Raw genomic sequence first — 19,239 nt, 5'->3', positions numbered from 1 at the left:
GGAAACGAAAATGTCGCTCTTTATTACAGATGAGTGCATTAACTGTGACGTATGTGAGCCTGAGTGCCCGAATGACGCCATTTCCCAAGGTGAGGAAATTTACGAAATCAATCCGAGCTTGTGTACACAATGTGTCGGTCACTATGATGAGCCGCAATGTCAGCAAGTATGTCCGGTGGACTGTATTTTGATTGATGAGGAACATCCGGAAACGCATGATGAGCTGATGGCAAAGTATGAAAGAATTATTCAGTTTAAGTAAATTTTTTATATAATCAGGTTGTTGCGATTTTTTTTAAAAAAACATCAAAAATATTGCTTGACTTGATAAAGAGAAATAAATAAACTAGCGTTCTCTTTTGGAGGGATTCCCGAGCGGTCAAAGGGGGCAGACTGTAAATCTGTTGCGTGAGCTTCGAAGGTTCGAATCCTTCTCCCTCCACCAAAAATTCTTACTTGGAGCAAAGTAACTGTATGCGGGTGTAGCTCAATGGTAGAGCAGAAGCCTTCCAAGCTTACGGTGAGGGTTCGATTCCCTTCACCCGCTCCAATAGACAATTTAGCCCATGTAGCTCAGGGGTAGAGCACTCCCTTGGTAAGGGAGAGGCCGGCAGTTCAAATCTGCCCATGGGCACCATCTCATTTATTACCCGTATTTTTAATTGAACACTTAGAATAGGATTTATTGCCATGGCTAAGGAAAAATTTGAACGTAGCAAACCGCACGTAAACGTTGGCACCATCGGTCACGTTGACCATGGTAAAACCACTCTGACTGCTGCATTGACTACGATTTTGTCTAAAAAATTCGGTGGTGCTGCTAAAGCTTACGACCAAATCGACAACGCGCCGGAAGAAAAAGCCCGCGGTATTACCATTAACACTTCTCACGTAGAATACGAAACTGAAACCCGTCACTACGCACACGTAGACTGCCCAGGCCACGCCGACTATGTGAAAAACATGATTACCGGTGCGGCACAAATGGACGGCGCGATTTTGGTTGTATCTGCTGCTGACGGTCCTATGCCACAAACTCGTGAGCACATCTTGTTGGGTCGCCAAGTAGGCGTACCATACATCTTGGTGTTCATGAATAAATGCGACATGGTTGACGACGAAGAATTGTTGGAATTGGTTGAAATGGAAATCCGTGACTTGTTGTCAAGCTACGACTTCCCAGGCGACGACTGCCCAATCATCCAAGGTTCTGCATTGAAAGCTCTGGAAGGCGACGCTGCTTACGAAGCCAAAATCTTTGAATTGGCTGACGCATTGGACAGCTACATCCCAACTCCGGAACGTGCCGTTGACAAACCATTCCTGTTGCCAATCGAAGACGTATTCTCAATCTCTGGTCGTGGTACTGTAGTAACCGGTCGCGTAGAGCGCGGTATCATCCACGTAGGTGACGAGATCGAAATCGTTGGTCTGAAAGACACTGCAAAAACCACTTGTACCGGTGTGGAAATGTTCCGCAAATTGCTGGACGAAGGTCAAGCAGGTGACAACGTAGGTGTATTGTTGCGTGGTACCAAACGTGAAGAAGTTGAACGTGGTCAAGTATTGGCTAAACCAGGCTCAATCACTCCGCACACCAAATTCAAAGCAGAAGTATACGTATTGAGCAAAGAAGAAGGTGGTCGTCATACTCCATTCTTCGCTAACTACCGTCCACAATTCTACTTCCGTACGACTGACGTTACCGGTGCGGTAACTTTGGAAGAAGGTGTAGAAATGGTAATGCCGGGCGAAAACGTAGCCATCACTGTTGAGCTGATTGCGCCAATCGCGATGGAAGAAGGTTTGCGTTTTGCGATTCGTGAAGGTGGCCGTACCGTAGGTGCCGGTGTTGTTTCTTCTGTTATTGCTTAAGTTTTAGAAGGCCAGTAGCTCAATTGGTAGAGTATCGGTCTCCAAAACCGAGGGTTGGGGGTTCGAGACCCTCCTGGCCTGCCAAATAAAAAATTAACCGGCCTTGGTGCCGGTTAATTTTTTTGCTATTTTATTTCTATTGATTTGTTTAACCATCGCATGATTGTGAGCAGTATATAGATATATGCTGCATATGCTGTATCAATGCTATGGAAAGTGAGTTCAAAATGGCTGATCGTATGCCTGAAGATAAAGCGGAGAAAGTGGGGCAGGTTGTCAAATCAGACAACAATGCGCATGCCACACCGCAGCGCGAAGGGTTCGCTTATTTTCGAAATTCATGGATTGAATTTAAGAAAGTAGTTTGGCCGGCTCGTGATGACGCGGTCAAAATGACTGTATTCGTGGTAATTTTTGTAGCAATTTTGGCTGCGTTTATTTATGCAGTCGATACAGCGGTTTCATGGTTATTTTTTGATTTGTTATTGAAGAGGGGATAAAAATGTCAAAACGTTGGTATGTTGTGCAGGCTTATTCCGGCTTTGAAAAAAATGTCCAAAAAACATTGAAAGAGCGCATTGCGCGCGAAGGTATGGAAGAGTATTTCGGCCAAGTGTTGGTTCCGGTCGAAGAGGTGGTCGATATTAAAAATGGCCGCCGTACCATCAGCGAGCGTAAGTTTTACCCTGGCTATGTCTTGGTGGAAATGGAAATGACCGATGAATCATGGCATTTGGTAAAAAGTACTCCGCGTGTCTCTGGCTTTATCGGCGGTACTGCTAACCGTCCATTGCCTATTTCTCAACGTGAAGCTGATGTAATTATGCAACAGGTTCGCAGTGGTGTTGAAAAACCAAAACCAAAAGTTGAATTTGAAGTGGGTCAGTCGGTTCGTGTTAATGACGGTCCCTTTGCTGACTTCAATGGCGTGGTGGATGAGGTTAATTACGAGCGCAATAAGCTGCGTGTTTCTGTGCAAATTTTTGGCCGTGAAACGCCTGTTGAATTGGAATTTGGTCAGGTTGAAAAGATTTAATTGAATTAATGTCTTGAATTAAAATGCATTAAGTTTTATAATCGAAAATTCGTTTTGGGAAGCGGAATGGTTCCGCGTTATACCCGTCTTTTAGGAGTCCTTAAGTGGCAAAGAAAATTGTAGGTTACATTAAACTGCAAATTGGTGCAGGTAAAGCCAACCCATCTCCTCCAGTTGGTCCGGCATTGGGTCAGCGTGGTTTGAACATTATGGAATTCTGTAAAGCATTTAATGCTGCAACCCAAGGTATGGAGCCTGGTTTGCCGATTCCTGTTGTAATCACTGCATTTGCAGATAAGTCATTCACATTTGTGATGAAAACACCTCCAGCTTCTATCTTGTTGAAAAAAGCTGCTGGTCTGCAAAAAGGTAGTGCCAACCCATTAACCAATAAAGTGGGTAAAGTAACTCGTGCTCAATTGGAAGAAATCGCGAAAACCAAAGAGCCTGATTTAACAGCTTCTGATTTGGATGCTGCGGTACATACTATTGCTGGTTCAGCCCGTTCAATGGGCTTGGATGTGGAGGGTGTATAATGGCTAAAGTTTCTAAACGCTTGAAAGCTTTACGCTCTTCTGTTGAGGCGAACAAATTATATGCAATCGATGAAGCAATTGCTTTGGTAAAAAATGCCGCAACTGCTAAATTTGATGAATCAGTTGACGTGTCATTCAACTTGGGTGTAGATCCACGTAAATCTGACCAAGTGATTCGTGGCTCAGTTGTATTGCCTAAAGGTACCGGTAAAACCACTCGTGTTGCTGTATTTGCGCAAGGTGCGAATGCTGATGCCGCTAAAGAAGCGGGTGCTGATGTGGTTGGTTTCGACGACTTGGCTGCTGAGATCAAAGGTGGTAACTTGAACTTTGACGTTGTGATTGCTTCTCCAGATGCAATGCGTATTGTCGGTCAGTTGGGTACTATCTTGGGTCCACGTGGTTTGATGCCTAACCCTAAAGTAGGTACTGTGACCCCTAATGTTGCTGAAGCGGTGAAAAACGCTAAAGCCGGTCAAGTACAATACCGTACTGATAAAGCAGGTATCGTGCATGCCACTATCGGTCGCGCTTCATTTGCTGAAGCCGATTTGAAAGAAAACTTTGATGCATTGCTGGACGCTATCGTTAAAGCAAAACCTGCTGCTGCAAAAGGCCAATACTTACGTAAAGTTGCCGTTTCAAGCACAATGGGTTTAGGTGTTCGCGTAGATACTTCTAGCGTAAACAACTAAGAATTTTCAGACGGCCTTTGTAAGGCTGTCTGGATTTGGGCTGCTTAAAATATTAAGTAGATGTCCAAGACCGTAGGGATCGTAAGATTTAATCGTTATTGCCCTACGCAGACGGTAGTCCTGAAACAAATTGCAAGAAAGCTTGTAAGATGTCTTTTTAGGTTACCGCGCTGGTGGAATACTGAGAAAGTATTCTGTTGATAAACAGTGGGAGGTAGACCTTGAGTCTCAATATTGAAACCAAGAAAGTAGCCGTTGAAGAGATTAGCGCAGCAATTGCTAACGCTCAAACTCTGGTGGTTGCAGAATATCGCGGTATCAGTGTTGCCAGCATGACCGAGCTGCGTGCAAATGCACGTAAAGAAGGCGTATACTTGCGCGTTCTGAAAAATACTTTGGCTCGTCGTGCAGTAGAAGGCACTTCATTTGCAGGTTTGGCAGATCACATGGTAGGTCCGCTGGTTTACGCTGCTTCTGAAGATGCTGTAGCTGCTGCAAAAGTGCTGCATCAATTCGCGAAAAAAGATGACAAAATTGTTATTAAAGCCGGTTCTTATAACGGTGATGTAATGGATGCTGCTCAGGTAAGTGAGTTGGCTTCTATTCCTAGCCGTGAAGAATTGTTGTCTAAACTGTTGTACGTTATGCAGGCACCTGTTGCCGGCTTTGCACGCGGTTTGGCTGCATTGGCTGAGAAAAAAGCTGGCGAAGAAGCCGCTTAATCGATTTTGTTTCATTTGACAATTAATTTTTAATACAATATTTGGAGTTTAAATAGCATGGCTATTACTAAAGAAGACATTTTGGAAGCCGTTGGTTCTTTAACCGTTATGGAATTGAACGACTTGGTTAAAGCTTTTGAAGAAAAATTTGGCGTTTCTGCTGCTGCTGTTGCCGTTGCCGGTCCTGCTGGTGCTGGTGCCGCTGCTGCTGAAGAAAAAACTGAATTTGACGTTGTTTTGGCTTCTGCCGGTGATCAAAAAGTTGGCGTAATTAAAGTGGTTCGTGCATTGACTGGTCTGGGCTTGAAAGAAGCTAAAGACATCGTTGACGGCGCGCCTAAAACACTGAAAGAAGGTGTTTCTAAAGCTGAAGCTGAAGACATCCAAAAACAACTGGAAGAAGCCGGCGCTAAAGTCGAAATCAAATAATCATTATTTGATACTTTCAGTAAAGGCTGGCAGATATCTGCCAGCCTTATTTTGCGTTTTAAGTATACAGAAAATAATTATTTACATTTATTTGCATTTATATCTTGAAATAAATATAAATAAATGTAAATAACATCACAAAATTGTCGTTTTAAAGTTTCAGACGGCATTTCTATTCAAAGCCACCCTTCGGAGTGTATATGAACTATTCGTTTACCGAGAAAAAACGTATCCGTAAGAGTTTTGCCAAACGAGAGAACGTATTGGAAGTTCCCTTTTTATTGGCAACTCAAATTGATTCTTATGCAAAATTTCTGCAATTAGAAAATGCTTTCGACCAACGTACCGATGATGGTCTGCAAGCAGCATTCAATTCTATTTTTCCAATCGTTAGCCACAATGGCTATGCACGTCTGGAATTTGTCCATTACACCTTAGGTGATCCGCTGTTTGATATTCCTGAATGTCAATTGCGTGGTATTACTTACGCTGCGCCTTTGCGTGCACGCATCCGCTTGGTGATTTTGGATAAAGAAGCTTCTAAACCGACTGTGAAAGAAGTACGCGAAAACGAAGTGTACATGGGTGAAATCCCATTGATGACACCGAGTGGCTCTTTTGTCATCAATGGTACCGAGCGTGTGATCGTTTCTCAGTTGCACCGTTCTCCGGGTGTGTTCTTTGAACATGACCGCGGTAAGACGCACTCTTCGGGTAAATTATTGTTTTCTGCCCGCATTATTCCTTACCGTGGCTCATGGTTGGATTTTGAGTTTGATCCAAAAGATCAACTGTATTTCCGTATCGACCGTCGCCGTAAAATGCCGGTGACCATTTTGTTGAAAGCCTTGGGTTACAACAATGAACAGATTTTGGACACTTTCTACGACAAAGAAACCTTCTTCTTGTCAAAAGGCGGTGTGCAAACTGAATTGATTCCAGGCCGTCTGAAAGGTGAAACCGCCAAAACCGACATCGTGGATGCCGAAGGTAACGTTTTGGTAACCAAAGGCAAACGCATCACTGCTAAAAATATCCGTGATATTGCCAATGCCGGCTTGACCCGTTTGGACGTTGATCCTGAAACCTTATTGGGCAAAGTCTTGGCTGCTGATTTGATCGTGCCGGACACTGGTGAGGTATTGGCTGTGGCCAATGATGAAATCACTGAAGAATTGTTGGCAAAACTGGATATCCACGGTATCGAGCAAGTCACTACTTTGTACATCAATGAATTGGATCAAGGCGGTTACATTTCCAGCACCTTGCGTACGGATGAAACGGCCGACCAGCAAGCTGCTCGCGTAGCGATTTACCGCATGATGCGTCCGGGTGAACCGCCTACCGAAGAAGCTGTTGAAATGCTCTTCAACCGCTTGTTCTTCAGTGAAGACAGCTATGACTTGTCTCGTGTAGGCCGTATGAAATTCAATACCCGCACTTACGAGCAAAAATTGTCTGAAGCACAACAAGGTTCTTGGTATGGTCGTTTGTTGAATGAAACCTTTGCCGGTGCAGCCGAAAAAGGTGGCTATGTACTGAGCATTGAAGACATTGTTGCTTCGATTGCCACTTTGGTTGAATTGCGTAACGGTCACGGCGAAGTGGACGATATCGACCACTTGGGTAACCGTCGCGTGCGTTCGGTTGGTGAGTTGACTGAAAACCAATTCCGCAGTGGCTTGGCTCGTGTTGAGCGCGCAGTGAAAGAGCGTTTAAACCAAGCAGAATCTGAAAACCTGATGCCGCATGATTTGATCAACGCCAAACCGGTTTCTGCTGCCATTAAAGAATTCTTCGGTTCAAGCCAATTGAGCCAATTTATGGATCAAACCAACCCACTGTCTGAAGTGACACACAAACGTCGTGTTTCTGCCTTGGGCCCGGGCGGTTTGACCCGTGAACGTGCCGGCTTTGAGGTGCGTGACGTACACCCGACTCACTATGGTCGCGTATGTCCGATTGAAACGCCTGAAGGTCCGAACATTGGTTTGATTAACTCGCTGTCTGTTTATGCGCGTACCAATGATTATGGTTTCTTGGAAACACCATACCGCCGTGTGATTGACGGTAAAGTAACCACTGAAATCGATTATTTGTCTGCCATCGAAGAAGGCCGTTATGTGATTGCACAGGCCAATGCCGAATTGGATGCCGAAGGCAACCTGACCGGTGATTTGGTGACCTGTCGTGAAAAAGGCGAAACCATTATGGCCACGCCTGACCGCGTTCAATACATGGACGTGGCAACCGGCCAAGTGGTATCGGTAGCAGCTTCCCTGATTCCATTCTTGGAACACGATGACGCGAACCGTGCCTTGATGGGTGCCAACATGCAACGTCAAGCCGTGCCTTGTCTGCGCCCTGAAAAACCAATGGTCGGTACCGGTATCGAACGCTCAGTAGCCGTTGACTCTGCAACAGCGATTGTTGCCCGTCGTGGCGGCGTGGTGGAATATGTTGATGCCAACCGCGTGGTGATTCGCGTACACGATGATGAAGCGACTGCCGGTGAAGTGGGTGTGGACATCTACAATCTGGTGAAATTTACCCGCTCTAACCAATCGACCAACATCAACCAACGTCCGGCTGTGAAAGCAGGCGATGTGTTGCAACGTGGCGACTTGGTAGCCGACGGTGCTTCGACTGACTTGGGCGAATTGGCGCTGGGTCAAAACATGACCATCGCCTTCATGCCTTGGAACGGTTACAACTACGAAGACTCGATTTTGCTGTCTGAAAAAGTGGCTGCCGATGACCGCTACACTTCGATTCACATTGAAGAATTGAACGTTGTGGCGCGTGATACTAAGCTGGGTGCCGAAGACATTACCCGCGATATTCCGAACTTGTCTGAGCGTATGCAAAACCGTTTGGACGATTCCGGTATCGTGTACATCGGTGCTGAAGTGGAAGCTGGTGACGTATTGGTGGGTAAAGTAACCCCTAAAGGCGAAACCCAATTGACGCCTGAAGAAAAACTGTTGCGTGCGATTTTCGGTGAAAAAGCGTCTGACGTAAAAGACACTTCATTGCGTATGCCGACCGGTATGAGTGGTACCGTGATTGACGTGCAAGTGTTTACCCGCGAAGGCATCCAACGCGACAAACGTGCCCAATCGATTATTGATTCTGAGCTGAAACGCTATCGTCAAGACTTAAGCGATCAGCTGCGTATTTTTGATAACGATGCTTTTGACCGTATCGAGCGCATGATTGTTGGTCAAAAAGCCAACGGTGGTCCGATGAAGTTGGCCAAAGGCAGCGAAATTACCGCTGAATACTTGGCTTCTGCCGCCAGCAAACACGATTGGTTCGACATCCGTTTGGCTGATGAAGATTTGGCCAAACAATTAGAGCTGATTAAGCTGAGCCTGCAACAAAAACGCGAAGAAGCGGATGAGTTGTATGAAGTGAAGAAGAAAAAGCTGACCCAAGGCGACGAATTGCAGCCGGGCGTACAAAAAATGGTGAAAGTATTCATCGCCATCAAACGCCGTCTGCAAGCCGGTGACAAAATGGCCGGCCGCCACGGTAACAAAGGTGTGGTATCGCGTATTCTGCCGGTGGAAGACATGCCTTACATGGCAGACGGTCGTCCGGTTGACATCGTGTTGAACCCACTGGGTGTACCATCGCGTATGAACATCGGTCAGATTTTGGAAGTGCACTTGGGCTGGGCGGCAAAAGGTATCGGTGAACGCATCGACCGTATGCTCAAAGAACAGCGCAAAGCCAGCGAATTGCGTGAATTCTTGAATAAGCTGTACAACAACAGCGGCAAACAAGAAGATCTCGACAGCTTGAGCGATGATGAAATCATCGAATTGGCCTCTAACCTGCGTAAAGGTGCTTCTTTCGCGTCTCCGGTATTCGACGGTGCGAAAGAATCTGAAATCCGCGACATGCTGAACTTGGCTTATCCAAGCGATGATCCTGAAGTAGAAAAATTGGGCTTTAACGACACCAAAACCCAAATTACCCTTTACGATGGCCGTTCAGGTGAACCTTTCGACCGCCGCGTAACCGTAGGCGTGATGCACTACTTGAAACTGCACCACTTGGTTGATGAGAAAATGCATGCCCGTTCGACCGGTCCTTACAGCTTGGTGACCCAACAACCTCTGGGCGGTAAAGCACAGTTCGGTGGCCAACGTTTCGGTGAGATGGAGGTTTGGGCGCTGGAAGCTTACGGTGCCGCTTACACCCTGCAAGAAATGTTGACCGTGAAGTCCGATGACGTGACAGGTCGTACCAAAATGTATGAAAACATTGTTAAAGGCGAGCACAAAATCGACGCCGGTATGCCTGAATCCTTCAACGTATTGGTTAAAGAGATTCGCTCATTGGGCTTGGATATCGATTTGGAACGTTACTAAACAACGCTTTCAGACGGTCTCTGATATCAATAGGCCGTCTGAAAGAACACAGCGCTTTAAACGGACATCACAAAAATGTTTAAAGGCCGTCTGAAAAGCTGTGTCATTCCATCCGAATCCTGATCCGCCAAGCGGTAAAAATACTTCCTTCAAGGAGCAAAAATGAATTTGTTGAACTTATTTAATCCGTTACAAACAGCGGGCATGGAAGAAGAGTTTGATGCCATCAAAATCGGCATTGCCTCTCCGGATACCATCCGCTCTTGGTCTTACGGTGAAGTGAAAAAGCCGGAAACCATCAACTACCGTACTTTTAAACCAGAGCGCGACGGTTTGTTCTGTGCCAAAATTTTCGGCCCGGTAAAAGACTACGAATGTTTGTGCGGTAAATACAAACGCTTGAAATTTAAAGGCGTAACCTGTGAAAAATGTGGCGTGGAAGTGACTTTGTCTAAAGTGCGCCGCGAACGCATGGGCCACATCGAATTGGCCGCGCCGGTTGCCCACATCTGGTTTTTGAAATCGCTGCCGTCTCGCTTGGGCATGGTATTGGACATGACCCTGCGTGACATCGAACGCGTATTGTACTTTGAAGCATTTGTGGTGACCGATCCGGGCATGACCCCGCTGCAACGCCGTCAATTGCTGACCGAAGACGATTACTATAACAAATTGGACGAATACGGCGACGATTTCGATGCCAAAATGGGTGCCGAAGGTATCCGCGAATTGTTGCGTTCATTGGATGTAGCCGGTGAAATCGAAGTATTACGTCAAGAATTGGAATCAACCGGTTCCGACACCAAAATCAAAAAAATCGCCAAACGTTTGAAAGTATTGGAAGCGTTCCACCGCTCAGGTATGAAACTTGAGTGGATGATTATGGACGTGCTGCCGGTATTGCCGCCTGATTTGCGTCCGTTGGTGCCTTTGGATGGCGGCCGTTTTGCTACTTCTGATTTGAACGATTTGTACCGTCGCGTGATTAACCGTAACAACCGTCTGAAACGTTTGTTGGAGTTGAGCGCACCGGACATCATCGTGCGCAACGAAAAACGTATGCTGCAAGAAGCAGTCGACAGCCTGTTGGATAACGGCCGTCGCGGTAAAGCCATGACCGGTGCGAACAAGCGTCCATTGAAATCATTGGCCGACATGATTAAAGGTAAGGGCGGTCGCTTCCGTCAAAATCTGTTGGGTAAACGTGTGGACTATTCAGGTCGTTCGGTGATTACCGTGGGTCCTTACCTGCGTCTGCACCAATGCGGTCTGCCGAAAAAAATGGCTTTGGAGCTGTTCAAACCGTTCATTTTCCACAAGCTGGAAAAACAAGGCTTGGCAACCACCGTTAAAGCCGCCAAAAAATTGGTTGAGCAAGAAGTACCGGAAGTATGGGACATCTTGGAAGAAGTCATCCGCGAACACCCAATCATGTTGAACCGTGCGCCGACGCTGCACCGTTTGGGTATTCAAGCGTTTGAGCCGATTCTGATTGAAGGCAAAGCGATCCAGTTGCACCCATTGGTGTGTGCCGCATTTAACGCCGACTTTGACGGTGACCAAATGGCGGTTCACGTACCATTGAGCTTGGAAGCGCAAATGGAAGCGCGCACTTTGATGCTGGCTTCGAACAACGTATTGTCTCCGGCCAACGGCGAACCGATTATCGTGCCGTCTCAAGATATCGTATTGGGCCTGTACTACATGACCCGTGACCGTATCAATGCCAAAGGCGAAGGCAGCTTGTTTGCCGATGTGAAAGAAGTACATCGTGCTTACCATACCAAGCAAGTAGAACTGGGTACCAAAATCACCGTGCGCCTGCGTGAATGGGTGAAAAATGAAAACGGTGAATTGGAGCCGGTAGTTAACCGCTACGAAACCACCGTAGGCCGTGCCTTGTTGAGCGAAATTCTGCCTAAAGGTCTGCCGTTTGAATACATCAATAAAGCGCTGAAAAAGAAAGAAATTTCTAAGCTGATTAACGCATCATTCCGCTTGTGTGGTCTGCGTGACACCGTTATTTTCGCCGACCATCTGATGTATACCGGTTTTGCTTATGCAGCCAAGGGCGGTATCTCGATTGCCGTTGACGATATGGAAATTCCGAAAGAAAAAGCCGTATTGTTGGCTGAAGCGCAAGCCGAAGTGAAGGAAATCGAAGACCAATACCGTCAAGGTTTGGTAACCAACGGTGAACGTTACAACAAAGTAGTCGATATTTGGGGTCGTGCCGGTGACCGCATTGCCAAAGCGATGATGGACAACCTGTCTACCCAAAAAGTCATCGACCGCGAAGGCAACGAAGTGGATCAAGAGTCGTTCAACTCTATCTACATGATGGCCGACTCCGGTGCCCGTGGTTCGGCAGCACAGATCAAACAGCTTTCCGGCATGCGTGGTTTGATGGCCAAACCGGACGGCTCGATTATCGAAACGCCGATTACGTCTAACTTCCGCGAAGGCCTGACCGTATTGCAATACTTTATTGCGACCCACGGTGCGCGTAAAGGTCTGGCCGATACCGCATTGAAAACCGCAAACTCCGGTTACCTGACCCGCCGTTTGGTAGACGTAACCCAAGACTTGGTGGTAGTAGAAGACGATTGCGGCACAACTGACGGTTTTGTCATGAAAGCCGTGGTACAAGGTGGTGACGTGATTGAAGCCTTGCGCGACCGTATTTTGGGCCGTGTGACTGCTTCTGATGTGGTTGACCCATCCACAGGCGAAACCTTGGTAGAAGCCGGTACTTTATTGAACGAAAAACTGGTTGACATGATTGACCAATCCGGTGTCGATGAAGTGAAAGTACGCACCCCGATTACCTGTAAAACCCGCCACGGTTTGTGTGCCCAATGTTACGGCCGTGACTTGGCGCGTGGTAAACTGGTGAATGCTGGTGAAGCGGTCGGTGTGATTGCCGCCCAATCGATCGGTGAACCGGGTACCCAGCTGACCATGCGTACCTTCCACATTGGTGGTGCCGCTTCCCGAGCAGCTGCTGCCAGCCAAGTGGAAGCCAAATCTAACGGTACTGCACGTTTCAGCAGTCAAATGCGTTATGTTGCCAACAACAAAGGCGAATTGGTGGTGATTGGCCGTTCTTGCGAAGTGGTGATTCACGACGATATCGGCCGCGAGCGCGAACGTCATAAAGTGCCTTACGGTGCCATTTTGCTGGTGCAAGACGGTGAAGCCATTAAAGCCGGCCAAACCTTGGCAACATGGGATCCGCATACCCGTCCGATGATTACCGAACATGCCGGTTTGGTGAAATTCGAAAACGTGGAAGAAGGCGTAACCGTTGCCAAACAGACCGACGATGTAACCGGTTTGTCTACCTTGGTTGTAATTGACGGCAAACGCCGTTCTGCCGGTACCTCTAAATTGTTGCGCCCAACCGTGAAACTGTTGGACGAGAACGGTTTGGAAATCTGCATTCCGGGTACCTCAACGCCGGTATCGATGGCCTTCCCGGTAGGCGCGGTAATTACCGTGCGTGAAGGCCAAGAAATCGGTAAAGGTGACGTATTGGCGCGTATTCCGCAAGCGTCGTCCAAAACCCGCGACATTACCGGTGGTCTGCCGCGTGTGGCCGAATTGTTTGAAGCGCGTATCCCGAAAGATGCCGGTATGCTGGCTGAAATCACCGGTACCGTTTCCTTCGGTAAAGAAACCAAGGGTAAACAACGTTTGATCATCACCGATGTTGACGGTGTGGCTTACGAAACCTTGATTTCCAAAGAGAAACAAATCTTGGTGCATGACGGCCAAGTGGTGAACCGCGGTGAGACCATCGTTGACGGTGCTGTTGATCCGCATGATATTCTGCGTCTGCAAGGTATCGAAGCATTGGCACGCTACATTGTTCAAGAAGTGCAAGAAGTTTACCGCCTGCAAGGTGTGAAGATTTCCGATAAACACATCGAAGTCATCATCCGTCAAATGCTGCGCCGCGTAAATATTGCCGACTCGGGCGAAACCAGCTTCATTACCGGCGAGCAAGTCGAGCGTGGCGATGTGATGTTGGAAAACGAGAAAATGATTGCCGAAGGTAAAGAGCCGGCGCGTTACGAAAACGTGTTGCTGGGTATCACCAAAGCATCGTTGTCGACCGACAGCTTCATCTCAGCGGCTTCCTTCCAAGAGACCACCCGCGTTTTGACCGAAGCAGCGATTATGGGCAAACAAGACGAACTGCGCGGTTTGAAAGAAAACGTCATCGTTGGACGTCTGATTCCTGCCGGTACCGGTTTGACCTACCACCGCAGCCGTCGTCAGCAAAACCACGGCGAAGAAGTCGAGCAACTGCAGGTTGAAGATTCAGCAGAGTAAGTTGAAATAAATCATCGATAGATGGTTAGGCCGTCTGAAAACAAGTTTGCTAAACTTGTTTTCAGACGGCCTTTTTCGTATTTGTGTCATATGTAACCAGTATCATCAATCTTATTGCATTACGTCGATAAAATGCAGCTTGCAATATATTAAGGATAAGTTTTAGGCAATTTTCAGACGGCCTTGATATTAAAATAGGATGGTGAATTTCTGTTGCAAAGATAAGGATGCGACAATTAAAAAAACTTTATCAGATAAATACTTGACTAAGTGCTTGCAAAAAAAATATAATTTCGCTCTTGTCGGCATGGTGTCGGCAAGTATTTAACTCAACAGGACGAGAAAATATGCCAACTATTAACCAATTGGTACGCAAAGGCCGTCAAAAGCCTGTGTACGTAAACAAAGTGCCTGCACTGGAAGCTTGCCCGCAAAAACGCGGCGTGTGCACCCGTGTATACACTACCACTCCTAAAAAACCGAACTCTGCATTGCGTAAAGTATGTAAAGTTCGTCTGACCAACGGTTTTGAAGTGATTTCATACATCGGCGGTGAAGGCCACAACTTGCAAGAGCACAGCGTGGTATTGATCCGTGGCGGTCGTGTAAAAGACTTGCCGGGTGTACGCTACCACACCGTACGCGGTTCTTTGGATACTGCAGGTGTTAAAGACCGTAAACAAGCCCGTTCTAAATACGGTGCTAAGCGTCCTAAATAATAAGCGGGACTAAATAGGCACGTCGGCCGCCTAAGCTGAACAACGGCCGAGTAAGTGAATACTCCTTTGGGTATTCATGGGAATCAACCCAACTGAATAGAATATTAAGGAAATTAAAATGCCACGACGTAGAGAAGTCCCGAAGCGCGACGTACTGCCAGATCCAAAATTCGGCAGCGTTGAGCTGACTAAATTCATGAACGTATTGATGATTGACGGTAAAAAATCGGTTGCAGAGCGTATCGTTTACGGTGCTTTGGAGCAAATCGAGAAAAAAACCGGCAAAACAGCAATCGAAGTATTTAACGAAGCCATTGCTAACGCCAAGCCTATCGTAGAAGTGAAAAGCCGTCGTGTAGGTGGTGCCAACTACCAAGTTCCTGTTGAAGTTCGTCCTTCACGCCGCTTGGCTTTGGCAATGCGCTGGGTTCGCGATGCGGCCCGTAAGCGTGGTGAGAAATCAATGGATCTGCGTTTGGCAGGTGAATTGATTGATGCTTCTGAAGGTCGCGGCGGCGCGTTGAAAAAACGTGAAGAAGTACACCGTATGGCCGAAGCGAACAAAGCATTCTCTCACTTCCGTTTCTAATTTAGAAAGGCTAATCAAATGGCTCGTAAGACCCCAATCAGCCTGTACCGCAATATCGGTATTTCTGCCCATATTGACGCGGGTAAAACCACCACAACCGAACGTATTTTGTTCTACACCGGTTTGACACACAAACTGGGTGAAGTGCATGACGGTGCGGCAACCACCGACTACATGGAACAAGAACAAGAGCGTGGTATTACCATTACTTCTGCTGCCGTGACTTCATACTGGTCAGGTATGGCGAAACAGTTCAAAGAACACCGTTTCAATATCATTGACACCCCAGGACACGTTGACTTTACCGTAGAGGTAGAGCGTTCTATGCGTGTATTGGACGGCGCGGTAATGGTTTACTGTGCGGTAGGTGGTGTACAGCCTCAGTCTGAAACCGTATGGCGTCAAGCTAACAAATACAAAGTGCCACGTTTGGCATTTGTAAACAAAATGGACCGTCAAGGTGCCAACTTCTTCCGTGTTGTTGAGCAAATGAAAACTCGTTTGCGTGCCAATCCAGTACCAATCGTGATTCCGGTTGGTGCGGAAGACAACTTCGAAGGCGTGGTTGACCTGTTGAAAATGAAAGCCATTCTGTGGAATGAAGCAGACAAAGGCGTTACTTTCGAATACGGTGATATCCCTGCTGACTTGGTAGATACTGCTGAAGAATGGCGTCAAAACATGATTGAAGCCGCAGCAGAAGCCAGCGAAGAATTGATGGACAAATACTTGGGTGGTGAAGACCTGACTGAAGAAGAAATCGTTGGTGCGTTGCGTCAACGTACTTTGGCCGGTGAAATCCAACCGATGTTGTGCGGTTCTGCATTTAAAAACAAAGGTGTTCAACGTATGTTGGATGCCGTAGTTGAATTGCTGCCTGCACCTACCGACATTCCGCCAGTACAAGGTGTGAACCCATCTAGCGAAGCTGCTGACCAACGTGAAGCAAATGATGAAGCACCATTCTCTGCTTTGGCATTCAAAATGCTGAATGATAAATACGTAGGTAACTTGACCTTTATCCGTGTTTATTCTGGTGTGGTTAAGTCTGGTGACACCGTATTGAACTCTGTTAAAGGTACACGTGAGCGTATTGGTCGTTTGGTACAAATGACTGCTGCTGACCGTACTGAAATCGAAGAAGTACGTGCCGGTGACATCGCTGCTGCTATCGGTTTGAAAGACGTGACCACAGGTGAAACCTTGTGTGCTGAAAACGCGCCAATTATCTTGGAGCGCATGGAGTTCCCTGAGCCGGTGATTCACGTTGCCGTTGAGCCAAAAACCAAAGCTGACCAAGAGAAAATGGGTATTGCTTTGAACCGTTTGGCTAAGGAAGACCCTTCATTCCGCGTTCGTACAGATGAAGAATCAGGTCAAACCATTATTTCCGGTATGGGTGAGCTGCACTTGGAAATTATTGTTGACCGTATGAAACGTGAATTCAGCGTGGATGCCAACATCGGTGCGCCTCAAGTAGCTTACCGTGAAACCATCCGCAAAGAAGTGGAATCTGAATACAAACACGCTAAACAGTCTGGTGGTAAAGGTCAATATGGTCACGTTGTGATTAAATTGGAGCCTATGGAGCCAGGTGGTGAAGGCTACGAATTTATCGACGAAATTAAAGGTGGTGTGATTCCTCGCGAATTCATCCCTTCAGTTGATAAAGGTATTCGTGATACCTTGCCTAACGGTGTGGTAGCAGGCTTCCCTGTAGTAGATGTCCGTGTGCGTTTGGTATTCGGTTCTTCGCATGATGTCGACTCATCTCAATTGGCGTTTGAATTGGCTGCTTCTCAAGCCTTTAAAGAAGGTATGCGTCGCGCTTCTCCAGCATTGTTGGAGCCAATCATGGCCGTTGAAGTTGAAACGCCTGAAGAGTACATGGGTGACGTAATGGGCGACTTGAACCGTCGTCGCGGTATCGTATTGGGCATGGATGATGATGGTATCGGCGGTAAGAAAGTACGCGCTGAAGTACCATTGGCTGAAATGTTCGGCTACTCTACCGACTTGCGTTCTGCCACTCAAGGCCGTGCAACTTACTCGATGGAATTTAAAAAATACGCTGAAGCGCCATCGAATGTTGCCGCTGCTGTAACTGAAGCCCGCAAAGGCTAATTAATCAGTCTTTGCAAATAGGCCGTCTGAAACTCTGAATATTTTTCAGACGGCCATTGTTCTTTAATCGATCTTTATATGTAAAGGAATTAGCTCATGGCTAAGGAAAAATTTGAACGTAGCAAACCGCACGTAAACGTTGGCACCATCGGTCACGTTGACCATGGTAAAACCACTCTGACTGCTGCATTGACTACGATTTTGTCTAAAAAATTCGGTGGTGCTGCTAAAGCTTACGACCAAATCGACAACGCGCCGGAAGAAAAAGCCCGCGGTATTACCATTAACACTTCTCACGTAGAATACGAAACTGAAACCCGTCACTACGCACACGTAGACTGCCCAGGCCACGCCGACTATGTGAAAAACATGATTACCGGTGCGGCACAAATGGACGGCGCGATTTTGGTTGTATCTGCTGCTGACGGTCCTATGCCACAAACTCGTGAGCACATCTTGTTGGGTCGCCAAGTAGGCGTACCATACATCTTGGTGTTCATGAATAAATGCGACATGGTTGACGACGAAGAATTGTTGGAATTGGTTGAAATGGAAATCCGTGACTTGTTGTCAAGCTACGACTTCCCAGGCGACGACTGCCCAATCATCCAAGGTTCTGCATTGAAAGCTCTGGAAGGCGACGCTGCTTACGAAGCCAAAATCTTTGAATTGGCTGACGCATTGGACAGCTACATCCCAACTCCGGAACGTGCCGTTGACAAACCATTCCTGTTGCCAATCGAAGACGTATTCTCAATCTCTGGTCGTGGTACTGTAGTAACCGGTCGCGTAGAGCGCGGTATCATCCACGTAGGTGACGAGATCGAAATCGTTGGTCTGAAAGACACTGCAAAAACCACTTGTACCGGTGTGGAAATGTTCCGCAAATTGCTGGACGAAGGTCAAGCAGGTGACAACGTAGGTGTATTGTTGCGTGGTACCAAACGTGAAGAAGTTGAACGTGGTCAAGTATTGGCTAAACCAGGCTCAATCACTCCGCACACCAAATTCAAAGCAGAAGTATACGTATTGAGCAAAGAAGAAGGTGGTCGTCATACTCCATTCTTCGCTAACTACCGTCCACAATTCTACTTCCGTACGACTGACGTTACCGGTGCGGTAACTTTGGAAGAAGGTGTAGAAATGGTAATGCCGGGCGAAAACGTAGCCATCACTGTTGAGCTGATTGCGCCAATCGCGATGGAAGAAGGTTTGCGTTTTGCGATTCGTGAAGGTGGCCGTACCGTAGGTGCCGGTGTTGTTTCTTCTGTTATTGCTTAATAAAGGATATTGATAAATGGCAAACCAAAAAATCCGTATCCGTTTGAAAGCTTATGATTACAGCTTGATCGACCGTTCTGCCCAAGAAATCGTTGAAACTGCTAAACGCACTGGTGCTGTGGTAAAAGGTCCGATTCCTTTGCCAACCAAAATCGAGCGTTTCAATATCTTGCGCTCTCCTCACGTGAACAAAACTTCACGTGAGCAATTGGAAATCCGCACCCACTTGCGTCTGATGGACATCGTGGACTGGACTGACAAAACTACTGATGCGCTGATGAAGCTGGACTTGCCAGCCGGTGTTGATGTAGAAATCAAAGTTCAATAATCATTGCTTTGAAAACCGAATGGGTAAAACCATTCGGTTTTATTCTATATGTGGTTATGCAATAATGCCGTCTGAAAGGGAGTTGTCGTAATTTTCAGACGGCCTTTTTGATGAAAACGCTAAGTTTTTATTGATATTTTTTGGAAAAGCAGTTTATAATAACGGACTTGGTACATCTGTACCAAGTT

General features: G+C 46.9%; 15 protein-coding genes and 4 tRNA genes. All 19 read left to right on the top strand.

What is annotated here, in order from left to right:
* Positions 1-10: 10 nt before the first annotated feature.
* The 19 genes from ACM67B_RS10765 to rpsJ all read left to right on the top strand — a co-directional run bounded on the left by ACM67B_RS10765 (position 11) and on the right by rpsJ (position 19,051).
* A complete protein-coding gene (locus tag ACM67B_RS10765) occupies positions 11-262 on the top strand; it encodes a YfhL family 4Fe-4S dicluster ferredoxin (RefSeq protein ID WP_095501954.1) in 252 nt (83 codons plus the stop codon).
* 99 nt (positions 263-361) lie between these two features.
* Positions 362-445: transfer RNA gene (locus tag ACM67B_RS10760), tRNA-Tyr, on the top strand.
* A 31-nt stretch (positions 446-476) separates the two neighbouring features.
* Positions 477-550, top strand: a tRNA-Gly gene (locus ACM67B_RS10755).
* Between the two features lie 12 nt (positions 551-562).
* Positions 563-637 (top strand) — tRNA-Thr (locus ACM67B_RS10750).
* Positions 638-690: 53 nt separating this feature from the next.
* The gene (gene tuf, locus ACM67B_RS10745) at positions 691-1,875 is read left to right on the top strand and encodes an elongation factor Tu (protein ID WP_416189589.1); all 1,185 of its coding nucleotides are present in this window, start codon (positions 691-693) and stop codon (positions 1,873-1,875) included.
* 8 nt (positions 1,876-1,883) lie between these two features.
* Positions 1,884-1,959: transfer RNA gene (locus ACM67B_RS10740), tRNA-Trp, on the top strand.
* A 143-nt stretch (positions 1,960-2,102) separates the two neighbouring features.
* Entirely contained in the window at positions 2,103-2,375 is a 273-nt protein-coding gene (secE, locus tag ACM67B_RS10735; protein WP_416189597.1) for a preprotein translocase subunit SecE, read from the top strand.
* Positions 2,376-2,377: 2 nt separating this feature from the next.
* Complete coding sequence (nusG, locus tag ACM67B_RS10730) at positions 2,378-2,911, top strand: transcription termination/antitermination protein NusG (protein WP_416189596.1); 534 nt, start codon at positions 2,378-2,380, stop codon at positions 2,909-2,911.
* Between the two features lie 104 nt (positions 2,912-3,015).
* Positions 3,016-3,447: a 50S ribosomal protein L11 gene (rplK, locus tag ACM67B_RS10725; RefSeq protein ID WP_416189595.1), complete on the top strand. Its 432-nt coding sequence runs from the start codon at positions 3,016-3,018 to the stop codon at positions 3,445-3,447.
* Entirely contained in the window at positions 3,447-4,142 is a 696-nt protein-coding gene (gene rplA, locus ACM67B_RS10720) for a 50S ribosomal protein L1 (RefSeq protein WP_416189594.1), read from the top strand. The genes rplK and rplA overlap by 1 nt, the downstream gene beginning before the upstream one ends.
* Before the next feature lie 221 nt (positions 4,143-4,363).
* Positions 4,364-4,864 carry a 50S ribosomal protein L10 gene (gene rplJ / locus ACM67B_RS10715; protein ID WP_416189593.1) on the top strand — a complete coding sequence of 167 codons (501 nt, stop codon included), beginning with the start codon at positions 4,364-4,366 and terminating at the stop codon, positions 4,862-4,864.
* A gap of 57 nt (positions 4,865-4,921) precedes the next feature.
* Complete coding sequence (rplL, locus tag ACM67B_RS10710; RefSeq protein ID WP_070583257.1) at positions 4,922-5,293, top strand: 50S ribosomal protein L7/L12; 372 nt, start codon at positions 4,922-4,924, stop codon at positions 5,291-5,293.
* 200 nt (positions 5,294-5,493) lie between these two features.
* The gene (rpoB, locus tag ACM67B_RS10705; RefSeq protein ID WP_416189592.1) at positions 5,494-9,672 is read left to right on the top strand and encodes a DNA-directed RNA polymerase subunit beta; all 4,179 of its coding nucleotides are present in this window, start codon (positions 5,494-5,496) and stop codon (positions 9,670-9,672) included.
* Positions 9,673-9,834: 162 nt separating this feature from the next.
* Positions 9,835-14,010: a DNA-directed RNA polymerase subunit beta' gene (rpoC, locus tag ACM67B_RS10700; RefSeq protein ID WP_416189591.1), complete on the top strand. Its 4,176-nt coding sequence runs from the start codon at positions 9,835-9,837 to the stop codon at positions 14,008-14,010.
* 347 nt (positions 14,011-14,357) lie between these two features.
* On the top strand, positions 14,358-14,729 hold the full coding sequence (gene rpsL / locus ACM67B_RS10695; protein ID WP_002218431.1) for a 30S ribosomal protein S12: 372 nt from the start codon (positions 14,358-14,360) through the stop codon (positions 14,727-14,729).
* Between the two features lie 118 nt (positions 14,730-14,847).
* Positions 14,848-15,318 carry a 30S ribosomal protein S7 gene (gene rpsG, locus ACM67B_RS10690; RefSeq protein ID WP_049249334.1) on the top strand — a complete coding sequence of 157 codons (471 nt, stop codon included), beginning with the start codon at positions 14,848-14,850 and terminating at the stop codon, positions 15,316-15,318.
* An 18-nt stretch (positions 15,319-15,336) separates the two neighbouring features.
* Positions 15,337-17,442 (top strand): elongation factor G, encoded by a 2,106-nt coding sequence (gene fusA, locus ACM67B_RS10685; RefSeq protein WP_416189590.1) that lies wholly within the window; start codon positions 15,337-15,339, stop codon positions 17,440-17,442.
* Positions 17,443-17,538: 96 nt separating this feature from the next.
* On the top strand, positions 17,539-18,723 hold the full coding sequence (tuf, locus tag ACM67B_RS10680) for an elongation factor Tu (RefSeq protein ID WP_416189589.1): 1,185 nt from the start codon (positions 17,539-17,541) through the stop codon (positions 18,721-18,723).
* Positions 18,724-18,739: 16 nt separating this feature from the next.
* Entirely contained in the window at positions 18,740-19,051 is a 312-nt protein-coding gene (rpsJ, locus tag ACM67B_RS10675) for a 30S ribosomal protein S10 (protein WP_002642322.1), read from the top strand.
* Positions 19,052-19,239 lie beyond the last annotated feature (188 nt).

Origin of the sequence: Neisseria sp. CCUG17229 (assembly GCF_047839235.1) — a bacterium.
GTDB lineage: Bacteria > Pseudomonadota > Gammaproteobacteria > Burkholderiales > Neisseriaceae > Neisseria > Neisseria brasiliensis.
The sequence above is the reverse complement of the archived record's forward strand: the minus strand, read 5'-3'. Positions and strand labels throughout refer to the sequence as shown.

Coding starts and splice junctions, on each gene's coding strand:
- ACM67B_RS10765 (WP_095501954.1), top strand. CDS start 11: ATGTCGCTCTTTATTACAGATGAGTGCATTAACTGTGACGTATGTGAG.
- tuf (WP_416189589.1), top strand. CDS start 691: ATGGCTAAGGAAAAATTTGAACGTAGCAAACCGCACGTAAACGTTGGC.
- secE (WP_416189597.1), top strand. CDS start 2,103: ATGGCTGATCGTATGCCTGAAGATAAAGCGGAGAAAGTGGGGCAGGTT.
- nusG (WP_416189596.1), top strand. CDS start 2,378: ATGTCAAAACGTTGGTATGTTGTGCAGGCTTATTCCGGCTTTGAAAAA.
- rplA (WP_416189594.1), top strand. CDS start 3,447: ATGGCTAAAGTTTCTAAACGCTTGAAAGCTTTACGCTCTTCTGTTGAG.
- rplL (WP_070583257.1), top strand. CDS start 4,922: ATGGCTATTACTAAAGAAGACATTTTGGAAGCCGTTGGTTCTTTAACC.
- rpoB (WP_416189592.1), top strand. CDS start 5,494: ATGAACTATTCGTTTACCGAGAAAAAACGTATCCGTAAGAGTTTTGCC.
- rpoC (WP_416189591.1), top strand. CDS start 9,835: ATGAATTTGTTGAACTTATTTAATCCGTTACAAACAGCGGGCATGGAA.
- rpsL (WP_002218431.1), top strand. CDS start 14,358: ATGCCAACTATTAACCAATTGGTACGCAAAGGCCGTCAAAAGCCTGTG.
- rpsG (WP_049249334.1), top strand. CDS start 14,848: ATGCCACGACGTAGAGAAGTCCCGAAGCGCGACGTACTGCCAGATCCA.
- fusA (WP_416189590.1), top strand. CDS start 15,337: ATGGCTCGTAAGACCCCAATCAGCCTGTACCGCAATATCGGTATTTCT.
- tuf (WP_416189589.1), top strand. CDS start 17,539: ATGGCTAAGGAAAAATTTGAACGTAGCAAACCGCACGTAAACGTTGGC.
- rpsJ (WP_002642322.1), top strand. CDS start 18,740: ATGGCAAACCAAAAAATCCGTATCCGTTTGAAAGCTTATGATTACAGC.